Source organism: Lacibacter sp., from assembly GCF_035299325.1.
In the GTDB taxonomy this organism is placed as follows: Bacteria; Bacteroidota; Bacteroidia; order Chitinophagales; family Chitinophagaceae; genus Lacibacter.
Genome location: NZ_DATGWT010000026.1, coordinates 160,226 through 176,349 on the forward strand (window position 1 = coordinate 160,226; position 16,124 = coordinate 176,349).

At 40.5% G+C, this 16,124-nt stretch carries 11 protein-coding genes; 3 read left to right on the forward strand and 8 right to left on the reverse strand.

Annotated elements, in window-relative coordinates:
• Positions 1 to 120 precede the first annotated feature (120 nt).
• Positions 121 to 3,015 carry a ligand-binding sensor domain-containing protein gene (locus VK159_RS15830; protein WP_324231134.1) on the forward strand — a complete coding sequence of 965 codons (2,895 nt, stop codon included), beginning with the start codon at positions 121 to 123 and terminating at the stop codon, positions 3,013 to 3,015.
• 2 nt (positions 3,016 to 3,017) lie between these two features.
• Here VK159_RS15830 and VK159_RS15835 read toward each other — a convergent pair whose 3' ends face one another.
• The 6 genes from VK159_RS15835 to VK159_RS15860 form a co-directional block, all read right to left on the reverse strand.
• A complete protein-coding gene (locus tag VK159_RS15835; RefSeq protein WP_324231135.1) occupies positions 3,018 to 4,178 on the reverse strand; it encodes a hypothetical protein in 1,161 nt (386 codons plus the stop codon).
• Positions 4,179 to 4,180: 2 nt separating this feature from the next.
• Positions 4,181 to 5,203: a phosphodiester glycosidase family protein gene (locus VK159_RS15840; protein WP_324231136.1), complete on the reverse strand. Its 1,023-nt coding sequence runs from the start codon at positions 5,201 to 5,203 to the stop codon at positions 4,181 to 4,183.
• A 6-nt stretch (positions 5,204 to 5,209) separates the two neighbouring features.
• Complete coding sequence (locus tag VK159_RS15845) at positions 5,210 to 6,304, reverse strand: glycoside hydrolase family 10 protein (RefSeq protein WP_324231137.1); 1,095 nt, start codon at positions 6,302 to 6,304, stop codon at positions 5,210 to 5,212.
• Positions 6,305 to 6,386: 82 nt separating this feature from the next.
• A complete protein-coding gene (locus VK159_RS15850) occupies positions 6,387 to 7,319 on the reverse strand; it encodes a DUF4434 domain-containing protein (RefSeq protein WP_324231138.1) in 933 nt (310 codons plus the stop codon).
• A gap of 1 nt (position 7,320) precedes the next feature.
• On the reverse strand, positions 7,321 to 8,001 hold the full coding sequence (locus VK159_RS15855) for a GDSL-type esterase/lipase family protein (RefSeq protein ID WP_324231139.1): 681 nt from the start codon (positions 7,999 to 8,001) through the stop codon (positions 7,321 to 7,323).
• 7 nt (positions 8,002 to 8,008) lie between these two features.
• The gene (locus VK159_RS15860; RefSeq protein ID WP_324231140.1) at positions 8,009 to 9,304 is read right to left on the reverse strand and encodes an MFS transporter; all 1,296 of its coding nucleotides are present in this window, start codon (positions 9,302 to 9,304) and stop codon (positions 8,009 to 8,011) included.
• A gap of 173 nt (positions 9,305 to 9,477) precedes the next feature.
• Between VK159_RS15860 and VK159_RS15865 the strand changes: the two genes are divergently transcribed.
• Positions 9,478 to 10,611, forward strand: coding sequence for a glycoside hydrolase family 10 protein (locus VK159_RS15865; protein ID WP_324231141.1), 1,134 nt, complete (start codon positions 9,478 to 9,480; stop codon positions 10,609 to 10,611).
• 45 nt (positions 10,612 to 10,656) lie between these two features.
• The gene (locus VK159_RS15870; RefSeq protein WP_324231142.1) at positions 10,657 to 12,813 is read left to right on the forward strand and encodes a GH92 family glycosyl hydrolase; all 2,157 of its coding nucleotides are present in this window, start codon (positions 10,657 to 10,659) and stop codon (positions 12,811 to 12,813) included.
• Positions 12,814 to 12,827: 14 nt separating this feature from the next.
• Here VK159_RS15870 and VK159_RS15875 read toward each other — a convergent pair whose 3' ends face one another.
• Together VK159_RS15875 and VK159_RS15880 are read right to left on the reverse strand one after the other, a co-directional pair.
• Positions 12,828 to 14,246 carry a DUF5009 domain-containing protein gene (locus tag VK159_RS15875; RefSeq protein ID WP_324231143.1) on the reverse strand — a complete coding sequence of 473 codons (1,419 nt, stop codon included), beginning with the start codon at positions 14,244 to 14,246 and terminating at the stop codon, positions 12,828 to 12,830.
• A gap of 86 nt (positions 14,247 to 14,332) precedes the next feature.
• Positions 14,333 to 16,114 (reverse strand): RagB/SusD family nutrient uptake outer membrane protein, encoded by a 1,782-nt coding sequence (locus VK159_RS15880; RefSeq protein WP_324231144.1) that lies wholly within the window; start codon positions 16,112 to 16,114, stop codon positions 14,333 to 14,335.
• Positions 16,115 to 16,124 lie beyond the last annotated feature (10 nt).

Consider the following 16,124-nt stretch of genomic DNA (forward strand, 5'->3'; position numbering starts at 1 on the left):
AGTGCCTCATCATTACTACATCAATAAATTCAACAAATTGATTATCAATGCATTTCTACTACATCAACACTACATCAATAAAATTTCTTTACATTCACTTTCAAATTACGATGCCTGCTGATGAAGAAATTGCTGCTCTTCGTTCTTTTTCCTTTAACATGCCTTGGTCAGAACACCATTGGCCTGCCCGATGTTATCAATTACTCTAAACAATCCTATGCTGCGGGTTTGCAAAACTGGGATATTAAGCAGGATAAAAATGGTATCATCTACATTGCCAACAATGAAGGTTTATTAAGTTTTGATGGCAGGTATTGGACTCTTTATCGTCTTCCCAACCGCACTATCGTCCGGTCTGTAGAAATCGGTAACGATAATAAAATATATGTGGGCGGACAAGACGAGCTGGGATATTTTGCTCCGGCGTCAAATGGCCGACTGACCTATCATGCACTTAACGAGTTTATTCCGCCAAAAGACAAATCCTTTGGCGATGTGTGGGATATCGTTGCCTACAAAAAGGATATATTCTTCCGCACTTCCACCAAGATCTTTAAGTTCAGCAACCAGGCCGTGGCTACTTTCAGGGCAGTTTCCGAATGGTCGTACATGGGTGTTTGTAACGACCGCCTGTTTGCTCACGACTTTGTAAATGGATTACTCCAGTTTGAGAATAATGTAATGACAACAATACCCGTTACAGGCGGTCCGCTTCCAAATGATCCTGTTACAGGTATTCTTCCAGTTGGCAAGGATAGTATTTTAATCACCACGCTTAAAAATGGCATTTTCCATTTTACGGGCAATACTCTTTCGAAACTTATTTCTCCAAATAACAGTTTATTTCAAAGTGAACGTATTTACTCAACTACTCCTATTAATAAGGAGTGGGTGGCATTGGCAACTAATAACAGCGGCGTTTACATCATTGATCTCAAGGGAAATATTATTCAAACTTTTTCGAAGACCGAAGGATTGCAAAACAACAACGTGCTGAGTATTTTCCTCGACAACCAACGCAACCTTTGGCTGGGACTTGATAATGGTGTCGATTTCATTGCATACAACAGCGCCATCAAACATATTACTCCTTTTGGACAGGATGGCTCGGGCTACACGGCTATCCTTTATAATAACAAACTCTACACCGGCACATCAAATGGATTATTTAGTGTTGGGCTGCAACAAATGAACGATCTCAGTTTCAGCAAGGGGTATTTTCAACCCGTGAATAACACCAAAGGACAAACATGGAGTTTGGCCGAGATCAATAATCAACTCCTGCTCGGTCATCATGAGGGCGCTTTTCTTATAAAGGATAACACAGCTGTTCCTTTTTCAAACGATGCCGGTTTTTGGAATTTCGTGCCCCTCTCTTCCACTTTTCCTGCACAGAAAATTGTTTCGGGTACATATAAAAATCTTCAGTTCTACAATTACATTAACGGGCAATTTGTTTATGCAGATGCCATACAAAACTTTGTTGAGTCATCAAGATTTGTGACGATCGATGAGAATGATCATATCTGGATCTCTCATCCTTACCACGGTGTGTACGAAGCTGTTCCATCAGCAAACGGGAAGTATACCGTTACCACTTATACTAATCAACATGGATTGCCATCAATTTTAGACAATCATGTTTACAAAGTAAAAAATGAAGTGGTAGTTGCAACAGAAAAAGGCGTGTATGTGTTTGACCAAAAATTAAAAAAGTTTGCGCCCTCTGCATTTTATCAAAAGATCATCGGTAATCAAAGTGTTCGATACCTGAAAGAAGATGCCACCGGAAATGTTTGGTTCATTCACGAAAAAGCATTGGGCGTAATTGATTTTTCAGGAAAAGAACCAACCGTAATTTATTTGCCCGAACTGAATACAAAAATGTTAAGTGGGTTTGAATTTCTATACGCAGTAAATGAACAGAACATTTTTCTTGGTGGGGAAAAGGGTTTTTATCACATCAACTACGAGAAGTATAAACAAACAGCCACCAACCTGCGAGTGCAGATACGAGCTGTAAGAATTATCAATCAAACTGACAGCCTCTTATTTGGTGGCTACTTCAAAGCTGTAAATGAAAAACAGTTGCAGGAGAAAGCTGATATTCATAGTGTGGGTAACAGTTGGAAAACGATCCGTTTTGATTTTGCATCGCCCTTGTTTGGATTACAATCGAATCTTGAATACAGTTATCGCCTCACAGGCTTTGATAATAACTGGAGCGAATGGAGTAAACGTACAGAAAAAGAATATACGAACCTGCCTGCCGGCAGTTATAGTTTTGAAGTGAAAGTGCGTAATAATCTTGGTAATGAATCAGAAGCGGCTGTGTATGCATTTAAGATGTTGCCGCCCTGGTATCAAACAGTATGGGCCTACCTGTTTTATTTATTGCTATTTGGTACTGCCGTTTATGCCTTGTTTAAGTGGCAGCAAAAAAAGTTTGAAGAACAACAGGCCAAACATGATGAAGAACAAAAACGTTTGCAATATATCTATGATCTGGAACGAAGTAAAACAGAAAGTGAATTGGTAACGCTGCGCAATGAAAAACTGGAAGTTGAGATCAACTTTAAAAACTCCGAGTTGGCATCATCTGCCATGCATCTTGTAAAAAAAGGTGAGCTGCTTACAAAAATCAAGGCTGAGTTGGCGCATGTAATGAAAGTAACAGACAATCCGCAAGCCATCAGTGAATTGAAGAAGATGATGAAATCGTTAGGTGAAGATGACAACATGGATAAAGAGTGGGAAAACTTCACCAAACACTTTGATAAAGTACATAGCGATTTTATTGTAAGCTTAAAAGAAACACATCCTTCTATAACCAACAACGAAATAAAACTTTGTGCTTACCTGCGTATGAATTTAAGCACAAAAGAAATTGCACAGCTGATGAATATCTCGGTGCGTGGTGTAGAGATCAGCCGTTACCGGCTGCGAAAAAAATTAGGCATTGGTACTGAAACAAACCTGTTTGATTATTTGATACAGTTACATAAAGAAGATTAAGCTCAGAGATCATTTACTTCTGCAACAATTAAATAATGTGGTGGTTGTTTTAACTGCATCAGCACTGCAATCCATTCAGCTTGTGAGCTGTAGATGCGTTCACCATTTTCATTCCATAATTCGGGACTGCATAAACAACCTAACGAGGGTGTATTGGGATAATAGGATTTACTTTTATAAAATTCAGGATCGATGGTTGTACCGTGTGCAATAATTTCTGTACGACCGAGCTTGCCTGCTGTGAAACTTTCCCACAACGATTTGTATTGATTTAAGGTTGTGCCTAATAATTTTTCGTAAACCGTTTGATACGTTGTGTCATTCACAAAAAAAGGCAGCTTTGCTTTTTCAAATGGTAAACACATTTGCAGATTGGTGGTTGGTCCGATCCAGTTATTATCCGATGTATCAAATCCGTTGATACGATACAACCCTTGTGGCGTATTGCCATTGGTTAAATAAAACGGAAGATTATTAACGGCACGTGCCAATTGCGGAAAACGAATTTCTTTTCCACTTTCATCCGCAAGCCAACGGCCATCTGCTGTGCGGATCATCAGGTAGCCGGGTTTATTTCGGTCGGTTGATTGAAAGCTGCACAACACCGTTTGTCCTTTGAGAAAAGAAGTGTCCAGAAACAAACTCTTTGCAGGAAGTGATTGCGATGATTTATTTCGCACATAGTTGTAAGCCGGAAAATAAACTGACTTTATAAATGCGTCGTCTGCATGTACATCCACCAACACGTTTGATGCAGCAAGGTATTCCAGCGCCATTGCTTTTACTTTATCGGAGCGAAGTTTTTGCCAGATAAGTTTTACTTCTTCACTAAACTCACCGGGATAAAGTGTGTACAGCATTTCAAAAAAAGAACGTTGAAAACCCGGACCAAAGTTTGGCAATTCGCTGATCTGTTTTGGAATAATGGATGTATAACCGGTAGGCTTGTACAACATCAACTCCATTGCCCAATATGCGCCCATCCAGTTATCATAAGTATCATTGTTCAACGGAAGCTGTACCGTTCGTTCAACTTGTTGTTGCAGTTGTAATGCAACTGAATCTCGACATTGCTTTGATGCAAAAAAGAAACCTGTGCTTGCCATTTGTGCAAACACAAATTGGCAACAACATAAACTCACAACAAAAACAATTTGCTTCATTTTTATTTGCGCTTGATCAACACGGCACTAATTACGGGACGTTCCGTTCCATCGCCGGGACGTACAGTAAGCTGGTTACCGATTACCAGTGAAGTGGAGCCGCCACCATCCAAATTTACAGCATCTGTACAACTGAGATCTTTTAACAGATTCGCCAGCTCGTTCAGATTTAAACCGGCATAACCTCCTGCTGTATTATCGCCTTCAATTGCAAGGACTAAAACAATGCCATTTGCATTATAACCAATAGCAGAGCGTGGGCGTGAAGTTGCATTGTTGATACTGATGAGTTCCTGCACATCGGTGATGGTTATATTCCCTGCTTTCAACAACATAGGTGAACCACCAATTGCACTAACTGTATTCCATGAAGTTCCTCCTGTTGGAAAATTTTCATCAGGGACAGGCTGTGGTGCTGAACCCTCTGCATTAGGACTTACTGTTGGGTAACTGTACACATTATTGTTGCCTGTTCCGATACTATATACCCATGCAACAGATGGTGTACCTGCAGCTGTAACACCAAAGGCAGCACGTGTTGGATAATAAGGAGTAGACACTCCGTTGTATGTGCGGTTCAATACTTTGATGTTGGCCGATGAAACGGTATTGTTGTACTTTACCAAACTGTAAGATTGATTGCTTCCAAAAAATCCACCGTTGATACAGGCATACACAATACCTGTTTCCTGTGTATAAAATTCACTTGGCTTTTTTGCTGTAGCCGACATTACAGGTTTGAATTCGAATTGTGTATTCTTACTGTCGTATGCAACACAAAACGCTTTTACTTTTTTACCACTGTATAAACTATCAAATGTAAACACCTGGATGCCAGTTGAAAAATTGGAACCGAGTGTTGTTGATAGTTTCCATCCTTGTGGCAAACTGATCAATGGAGTGACCGGCACAACTACCGGCGGATTCATAGGTCCGCCTGTATTACCACCCGGACTTGATTTCTTTGAACAAGAAATAACAAGAACAGTTAACAGCAGTAACGCTGTTGTTTTCAAATGCATCATCATCAACTATTTTTTGGTTGAATAAAAAGAGCCTTTCAATCGATTCAATGTTTCGAAGTAAAAAAACACTTCGCCATTGTAACCGTGTTTCCGGTTTAATTCAATCATTTGATCGGTTAACTCACGGGTTGATTGATATCCATCGCCCAATGATGTAAGGATGCCCGGAAAAACCCGGTGCTTTAATTCAGCTGGCACCTGTGTATCTAATTCTTTCAGTACATTTTCATATGCATCGAGTTTGTAACGGTAGAGTTGCGGAATAATATAATCGGCATAGCCTTCTTTTAACCACTTGGGCCAATCCTGCAAATATTGTTCTTTACTCCATGGATAAATACTTGGTGCCCATGTAACCAAACAGTTTGACTTGATCTTCTTTACATCTTCATATAATGTTTTGCCAAACAAACTCAACTGATCGGCTTTCCACTGCAGCCATTTTTCTTCTTTTGCATCAGCAGGTGGTGCGGCACCATTGTGTTGTGCAGCATACAATTTTAATGTAGCTGCATCGTATCCACCTTCGCCGGGCATGGCAGGCATACGATCATCTCCCTGTATACCATCCACATCATAATTCGTTACAAACTCCGCTACCAACTTTCGCATGAACTGTTGCACTTCCGGATTAATAGCACTCCACCAATAGAATCCGTTTTTTTGCAGCAGGTTTCCTTTACTGTCTCTACCTGCCCATTCCGGATATTTTTGTAACCATAGTGCTGTACTGTCTTTATACGAATATGAAAATCCAAATTCAAACCACGCATGCACTTTTAATCCTGCTTTATGTCCTTCTTCGATCATTTCCTTAATAGGGTCACGACCATTAAATTTTGGATCCTGTTTAATGCCGATGTATTCATTCACGACATCACTGGGATACATCGTCATACCTCTGTTCCAAACAACAACGAAAATATGATTGAGGCCATTTTGCTTACAGAGTGCTACGGTTTCTTTTACTTTTTCTCTTGATGACAAAGCCTGGCTTGCCACGTTGGTGATCCATGTACCACGAATGGGTTCTTCTGATTTTTTTTGTGCGCAGGCTGTGAGAAAGTAAAACGTAAAAAGTAAAAAAGTAATCTGCTTCATTTGTTTGTTGTTTGATGATAGCCTGTCGGTCACCTCATCATTCCACACGCTCAGGACTTGAGGATGACCGACTGCAGATGAGTTAAAAAGTTGCCTTGTATTCTAAATAACGATTGTATAAATGATGCGCCTGGATATAAGCCGATTGCGGGCTCATAAAATGCGAAAATTCAAATGTGATGGCTTTATCATATCCTGCTCGCCGAGCTGCATCTAATTTCAATTTCAGTTTTTCAAACTTGATCGGTAGAAACTTAACGGGCATATCACGATCAAATGTTTCAGCATTGGTCCAGCATTGCATGCCATGTTTCTCGGCTAATTTTTTATTGATGCGAAAAAAATCTTCCAGCTCACTGTAATCAATATGCCCATCTTGAAAAGCCACTGCATCAACGGCACCATTGATACCATCTAAAATTTCATTCCACTCCTTTTCATGTTCTTCCAACGAAACAGCATCTTCTCTTGTAATGGAACTACTAGCTGCCATCACTGCTTTCTTGCCATCGATCCAGGGAGAAATAAATGTTGGCAATCCGCCACTTACCTGTTTGCATTGCAAACCCAATGTGCGGAATGCTTCTGTTGCGCCTTTTGTTTTACGGCTGATCTCCATACTTAAGTACCAACCTTTAAACGACGGATGATGGCCATACTTCTTCCAAACTTCATCGATCACAAATTTGTTATCGTCAATTTCATGCGTAAGATCACCGGTATCCCAATAAATGCCGCTGTCGTACAAACCAAAATAGAATTGCATGCTGTATTTATCCGCTAAGGATAAATACAATTCCACCAGATCAACAGGTGGCGCAAAGCAACCGTGTTTCCGGATCAGATAACTTGACGGATACGTAAGAAAACGACGGTAACCGCTGCGAATGAGAATTACGGTATCAATACCCGCTGCTTTCATGTGCTGAAAATCTTTCTCCCATTCGGCAGCACCCCAGTTTTGGTGGGGAATATCATGGCTGATCTCGTCGATAAATGTTCCTGTTATAAGCATCTTACTTGAGATATTTTCCGTTGATCAAAAATTGTTTCCAATGACGATATCCTTCACCTGTTAAATGCAAGCCATCGTTGGTAAATCTTTCATTGAGTTTACCATCCGTATTTAAAAATGCATCGTACAGATTGATGTAGGTTATCTTCTTTTCAACACAAAGCTTTTTCAATCCTTCATTCACGTTCAACACATGTTCTGTTTTATTCTGATGATTTTTAAACTGTGTAAAACTGTTATTAGTGGGTAATAAACTTTGTATGTAAAGTTTGGTGAAAGGCGATTGCTGTTGAATACTGTCAACGATCTTCCGGTAATTACGAAGAATCACTTCATCAGGAACTCCTCTTGCAATATCATTAATACCAATCAGCAAAAAGATCTTCCGGGGTTTCCGCTTTACTACTTCATACAATCTGTTCAGCACACCAAACGTATTATCGGAGCTGATGCCACGGTTCATTGTATTGTATTCCGGAAATAATTCGCTCCATTCACCACCATCCGTAATACTGTCACCTAACCACACAATCGCTTTTTTTGGTGTAGGCATCTGTTCAAACATACTCAGCTTTTGATCGTAATAATAAAACCGGAAAGATGAATCATAAGCTGCCTGTGCTTTCAATAATTGAAAACATACAACAAACAACAGCATCCATAAACTTCGTTTGAGCATCATCTTGTAATTAAGTTGTCACTTGTTCTGCTTCCGTTTCCTCTTCAAATTCCTGCAACGGCACCAGCCATGTAACAAGAAAAGCCGGTATGGTTGAGACTAATACCCAAATGAAAAATTCTTTGTAGCCCAGCCAATCGCTTACATAACCACTCACCATTGAAGGCAATAAAAAACCAAGACTCATCAAGCCACTTCCAAATGCATAATGCGCCATTTTGTATTTGCCGGGAGCAATCTGTTGCATGATGAATAAGATCAATCCAACAAAACCAAAACCATATCCAAAATATTCAATTGCAACAGCCGAACCAATGATGTACACATTCACAGGTAGTGCTATGGCGAGATAGGCATAAGCCACAAACGGTATATTAAAAAAGGCGCAAAGGATCAGCAATGTGCGGCGTGTTAATCCTTTGTTCGATACAAAATAACCGGCCGCAATGGAACCTAATACAAATGCAATGGCACCAAACACACCATATAGTACACCCACCTGCGATGTTGATAATCCTAGTCCGCCATCGGCACGTGCTGCTTTAAAAAATAATGGTGTGATCTTAATAGCCTGTCCTTCGGCAAAACGATACAGCACAATAAAACATAAGCTGTACCAGATATTTTTCTTTTGAAAGAATGTAATGATCACATCTTTCAACGTAGCAAACCCTTCTTTTACGGAATGCACTTCGGCCGACTTGCCTCCCTGCGGCAACATCGCTCTGTTGTAAATGCCTAAGAGAATCATCACCACGCCATACATCAGCAATACCACCGTCCATGCATTCACAACACCATTTGACTTTTCTAATTCTCCTGCGAGGTAAACCAATAAGCCACCGGAAAATACTTTGGCAATATTATAGAACGCACCTTGCCAGCCAACATACTGTGCCTGTACTTTTGGTGTTAGCTCATTTAAGTACACACCATCTGCAGCCGTATCATGCGTTGATCCGCTGATGGCGATGATGAAAAAAACAGTGATTGAAATACTGAAAAAATAATCGGCATGTAATGATAAAGCAGCGAGACCAAACAACGCACCGGTGATGATCTGCGTTGAATACACAAAAAACTTCTTTGTTTTAAACATCTCAAGGAAAGGCCCCCAGAGCGGCTTGATGGTCCATGGCAGCATGATGAGCGAGGTCCAGAAAGCGATCTTGCCATCAGAAATGCCCATATTCTTGTACATGATGGAAGTAGCAGTCGCCAACGCAACAAAAGGTAAACCCATTGCAAACCAAGTGGTTGGTATCCATGTGGCGGGGTGGCGTGGTGTGGTTGTTTGTTGCGGCACAATCGGTTGGTTTAAGCAGAGCCTGCCTGTAAAACAGACTTAAATAAAATATTTTAAAAACTTTTTGTGAATTTATAATAATTTTTAATTAAGTTCGACAAATAAACTCAAAATAATTTTTCATGCTTGCGGCTTCGTTACGATTGCGGTTTCTGGTACACATTTTTTCATGTGTGGTTTTAGCAACTTTTCTTCCGGCCTGTTCAAAGAAAGGAACAACGGGTAATACACCTACCAATCCCGGCACACCGGTTAACCCGCAGCCACCCGTTTGGGACCCTAATGCCCTGCGTGGTGTTTGGGTAACGAATGTAGCAAGTACTGCACTCGATTCAAGAGACAATATTAAGTTAACTGTACAGAACTGTAAGAAAGCAGGAATCAACAACATTTTCATTGTTACTTATAATAATGGACGTACCATTTATCCAAGCACGGTGATGAACAATCTCATCGGCAAACCCATTATGGAACGCTTTGCCGGCAGAGATCCGTTAAAAGAAATGATTGAAGAAGCAAAGCTCGAAGGCATTAAAGTGCACGCCTGGTTTGAATATGGATTTTCATCATCCTATTCTGCAAACGGCGGCGATATACTTGCAGCAAAACCTAATTGGGCTGGCCGAGATATTGATGGAAAGCTGCTGATGAAAAATGGTTTCGATTGGCTGAATGCGTTTGATCCGGAAGTACAGGATTTTATGATCAGCCTGTTCAAAGAAGTAGCAACAAAATATGAAGTAGATGGTTTGCAAGGCGATGACCGTTTGCCTGCGCTTCCATCAACCGGCGGTTACGATGCATATACCGTTAACATGTTTAAAACAGAAAACGGATTTGATCCGCCTGCAAATTACAGAGAAGCATATTGGTTGGAATGGAGAACAAAGAAATTAAATGCATTCATGAAACGGCTGCGCAATGAAGTGAAAGCTGTAAAACCGAATATCATGCTCACCATGTCTCCCAGTCCGTATCCGTGGGGAAGAGATGAGTATTTACAGGACTGGCCAACATGGGTGGACAGTGGTTGGGTTGATGCTGTTTTGCCACAATGTTACCGCTACGATATTGCTGCTTACAATGCAACCATTGCACAACAGAAAGGCTATTATAAAAATCCGGCAGTAGCTTTTTATCCCGGTGTGCTATTAAAAGTTGGCAACAATGTAACTTCCGTTTCGCTGTTAAATCAAATGATCCAGACAAACCGTAACAATGGTTTTAAAGGCGAATGCTTTTTCTTTTATGAAGGCATCAAAGACCAGATCAGTTGGTTTCAGCTACAGTATCCGTATATTAAATAATCAATTTTCGCTTCATTGTTTCATCACTTAGTTCAATATTTCTGAATGAGATATTTATCAGTTGCAATTGCTTTGCTTGGATTATCATGTAATCAACCCTCACCAGAACTCACATCTTTTGTTGATCCGTTTCTCGGTACAGGTGGGCATGGGCATGTGTACCCGGGAGCAACAGTTCCATTTGGCATGGTTCAGCTAAGTCCTGATAACGGCGATGAAGGTTGGGATTGGTGTGCAGGCTATCATTACAGCAGCAAGACCATTGCCGGGTTCAGTCATACACATTTAAGTGGCACAGGTATTGGCGATTGGTGCGATATTTCGGTATTACCATTAACCGATACAACAGTCATCAGAAACGAAAAAATCAAACTACCATTTTCGCATACAAACGAATCGGCAAAGCCGGGTTACTACCGTGTGAAATTGGATAATGGCATCAATGCAGAATTAACTGCAACAGAACGTACAGGTTTTCATCGCTATACATTCCCGGGTAAAGAAGGTTGGCTGCGGTTTGATATGGGCTTCCGTATTAACTGGGATGAAAGTACTGCCGGTATGTTGCAACTGCTGAACGATTCTACCATAACTGGCTATCGTTACAGTACTGGATGGGCCAAAGGACAAAAAGTATATTTCGCTGCAACTTTCTCATCAACTGTCAAACAGCATTTATTTATTGATGATTCAACAAGAAACAATCAAACAGCTGAAGGCAGGCTGGTGAAACTGGCTTTGCAATTTGCAACGGCTGATCCTTTATTGGTAAAAGTATCCATCAGTTCAGTAAGCACAGAAAAAGCGTTGGCTGAATTAAAGAAGGCAACTGCTCAAACATTTGACGAAGTAAGTGTGGCTGCCAATAATTTGTGGGAAAACGAATTACAGAAGATCCGCATCAATACCGATGATAAAGAATTGGCAACAAAGTTTTATACATCGCTTTACCGTACCTGTATGGCGCCTGTTGTGCATAGCGATGCCGATGGTGCCTATCAAACACACGATAACAAACAACTGAAATTCACAAAAGGCAAAAACAAGTACACTGTTTTTTCACAATGGGATGTGTTTCGTGCATTAAATCCGTTGTTCACCATTACGCAACAGGAACGCTTGCCCGACATGATCAACAGCATGCTGCAGTTGTATGAAGATAACGGTTTGTTACCTGTGTGGGATCTCAGCACATGGGAAGCGAATACGATGACCGGTTACCATAGCGTGCCCATTATTGCAGATGCGATATTGAAAGACATCAAAGGATTTGATTACAACCTGGCTTACGAAGCTATGCGCAAAAGTGCTTTTCAAAACCAACGAGGAACGCCGGAATATATTCAATACGGTTACTTACCACAGGATAAGCATGGCTGGAGTGTAACCATTACATTGGAATATGCGTTCGATGATTGGTGTATTGCACAAGTAGCAAAGAAGCTTGGCAAAATGGATGATTACAATCTTTTTATGCAACGTGCCATGAGTTATAAAAAACTATTTGATGCACAAACCGGTTTTATGCGCAGCAAAGACAGTAAGGGAAAATTTGTTGAACCATTCGATCCATTGCTAAGCGAACATGGTTTTGAAGGACAGTATATTGAAGGAACTGCATGGCAACATAGTTTTTTTGTACCACATGATGTAAGTGGTTTTGCACAACTGTTTGGTGGCAAAGAAAAACTTATTGCAAAATTGGATCAGTTGTTTACTGCTCCATCGGAATTACATGGAGAAAACACTTCGGCTGATGTTACCGGCTTGATCGGTCAATATGCACATGGTAATGAGCCAAGCCATCATATCATTTATATGTACACAGCATTGGGACAACCGGCGAAAGCAGCAAAATGGATCAAAGTTGTTGCGGACAGTATGTATAAAACCGAACCTGATGGTTTAATTGGCAATGATGATTGCGGACAAATGAGTGCATGGTATATCTGGACATGTCTTGGCATGTACCCTATGAATCCTGCAAGCGGCGAATACATGTTTGGTTATCCGCTCATCAACAACGCAACCATTCAGTTACCTAATCAAAACGAATTACAGATTAAGGTCATTCGTACGTCAGATAAAAAAGAAAGTGCTATTGCAAAAGTAAACCTGAATGGAAAGATAATCCCTGTTCGCTCAATTACACATCGGCAGCTAATGGATGGTGGTATACTTGAACTGTTCGTAAATGATTAATGAACCGTTTTCATTTACGTTTTCCAAAACCAGTTCCGCTTCACAAAAAAGATTGTAATCAGCGATACAACTGCAGTAAACAAAACGCCTTTCATCAACCCCATAAAAAAATTATGGTTCATCGCATCCCAATATTGTTTTGTTTGTGTGAGCTGCAGTAAAGGCAGCAGCAATAAATTACCTGCTACATAAGCTACCATTGGATTTTTTCCGTTCAAAGAAAGATAGGTAGTGATTGAAGAAAAAAATCGTCGCTTACTCATCACCGAAAAAGTGATCAGACTAAAAAAAGCAAGACCGCTTGTTACAAAATAATAGCTGTAGGTAGAAGGGTCTTTTTTAATTCCTCCTTCGTAGGAATCAAAGAATAAACCCAACAGCAGCAGGTATGTTCCTGCATGCAAGAGTTGCTTGTAGAGATTCGTGTTGGCTACACGTCGTACAAGATAAAATGCCATCATACAAAATGAAGCTGTGACAATTACATTTAAGAATAATGTACGTGTAAACAACCCATATAAATTTAATATTAATAAAACAGCACTCACAAGAGCCAACACATTTTCGGTAGCAGTATCGGTTTTTCCATTCGTATTGAGCCCATTCTGCTTCAAGTTCGAAAGCAATATCTCACCCGCAAAAGTTCCCGGAATGATAATGAACAGGTATTTCAGAAAATAAAATTTATATAACCAGTCGAACTTCCATTCGCCAATTGCTGAAAATTCAAACAACTCTTTTGCCCAACTATTGGTCGGTTCTTTTGCAGCGAGAAATACCGCCATTAAAAAAGGCAGTATGCCGATGCGTAAGAGTGGTTTATCAGAAGTCACGTAATAAATAATTGTTCCGAACAATGCCATATTTGCCAACACTAAAATGATGATATCACTTTTATAAAAATCAAAGCCCTTTCCACTCCAGAAAGGCAGTTTCCACAACAAAAACACAGCGGCCGAAAAAGCAATGAATTTCATGAGAAGAAAAACTGTTTTCAACTTTTCATTTTTACTGTTATAGAACTGTAAGAACAATAATGCAAATGCCAGCATCGACAGCAAATGATCAGCAGCCGTTGGTTGTTCAGCAATAACCCATGCTTTCATGTGCTGTGTAAACAAAGCAAAGAAGGCCAGCAATAAAAAGCGTTTGAGCGCTATCCATAACACAATCAGAAAACCTTTTTTCGCTTCAATCTGTTTTTTCAACGATAACGGAATGGCTGCACCCATGCTAAACAGAAAAAAGGGAAACACCAGATCAACCCATGTAATACCCGGAATCAATGGATCGAACTTATGCAGCGGCGGCGGCACCTGTGCATGAAACATCCAGGCAGGCAATACATTCCCGTAGGCAATTGCACCGCTTAACAGCATCGTTAATATGGCAAAGCCACGAAGTGCATCCAGGCTTTCGTTTCGTTGTTGCATGAACAAGAATTTACTTTTGCGAAAAAAATCAAGTTATAAAAAAGGGCGCTGCTCTGCAGCAGCGCCCAACCCTAAACTAAAACTGACTACCAATCGGCATTCTGTGTTAATGCCGGAACTTTATCTCTTTCACCCAAAGGTATCGGGCATAATAAATGTTGTGGAGTTCGAAACACACGCAATTCTCTTTTCAAACGTGTTGCATCACCATTAGGCCATGCGACAGGTACAAGATATACAGGATCAAATGTTGGAACCGGTGCAGGATTAATAAATTCCAAACCAACACCTGCGGTGAATTTAACCGGCGAGTTTGACTCACCATACATTTGCAATGGCATCACTTTGGCTGCATAAGCACCGTTATCCCATCTGCGCATATCAGCAAGATGCAAGCCTTCATTTGCAAGCTCAACTGTTTTTTCTCTGCGTACCAATTGTTTTAATTTATTTGCATCTGCTAACACATCAGGCGCAATATTCGGCATACCTGCTCTTGCTCTTACTCTGTTAACAGAGGTAGCCACAGTTATTGCAGGAGATCCTTTTTCAAGATGTGCTTCTGCATTGATCAATAATATTTCTGCAAAGCGCATATACACCCAACCAACTTTGTAAAAGTTTCCGGCCGTTCCATTGATATCCCGATCCTGGCAATACTTTCGCCATAAATTTCCCAAACCGTTTACACGTGGACCAAAAATATTAGCGCTGTCCTGGTTAACAATTGTTGGAAAATCCACCACTTGTGTAGTTGGATTATATCGTGTGATATATCGGCTGTAGAAATCGAAAATAATACTGGTAAACCCCTGCACTACCACTGTATCGCCGGGAACAATCACTGTTTGTGCCATGCGGGGATCTCTGTTTGCATTAGGTTTTGCAGGATTGTATAATGGTGATTCTGCAATATTCTTTCCATCTCTGCACTCAAACAAATCAACAAGGAACTGCGTGGGGAAATGACTTGACTGACCACCATTGTTACGTGAACCTTGTACCAGGTTTAAATAATTGAACGAACCTGCATCTGCATCGCCATACGGATAATAGAACATAATCTCCCTGTTTACATTCGCTGTTTGTCCGGCTTTGCGAAACAGGTTTTGAAATACAGGATTCAATCCATAACCACCATTTGCAATAATATCATCGGTAATGGCTGCAGCATATGTATAATTCTTATCTAACATTGCCAGTCGGGCACCGATGCCTTTTGCTACACCCTTACTAACTCTGCCTGCCTGTGTTGGATTCCAATCGAGATCATTTGCAGCAGACTCAAGATCTTTAAGAAGAAAATCGATGATCACTTTCTTATCTGTTCTTGTAAACTCAAATAATTCCTGCTGATTTGATGGCGGTTTTGTAAAGAAAGGAACATCTCCATATAACGAAATAAGGTGCCAGTAAGCCATTGCACGTAATACCTTCGCTTCCGCAATTACTCTTCTGTATTCTGCAGGATCCATTACTGATTCTGCCTTTGTCATGTATAACAACAGATTATTTGCCCGTTGTACAACCTGGAAAAAACCACCCCATAATTCAGCTACAGTTCCATTCGTTGCATCATACGCACCTGAAGCGATTGTACCCGAAAGTCCACGTTCCATTCCAATCTCTGTATACAAATCTAATTTCGAGTAATAGGAAGTTGGGTTGCTGTAACCGGGACTGATAGTACGTGCACCAATAGCATTATACACACCAGTAAGTGCCTGTTGCACCTGTGCAGCATCGTTATAAAAATCTGCCTGTGAATTGGCCGAGAGCGGATTTCTGTCGAGATACTTTTTGCAGGAACCAAGAGCAACTGCAAAAAATAAAAGCAGGGCAACTCTGTTTATCTTAATATGTTTCATATAAATATTT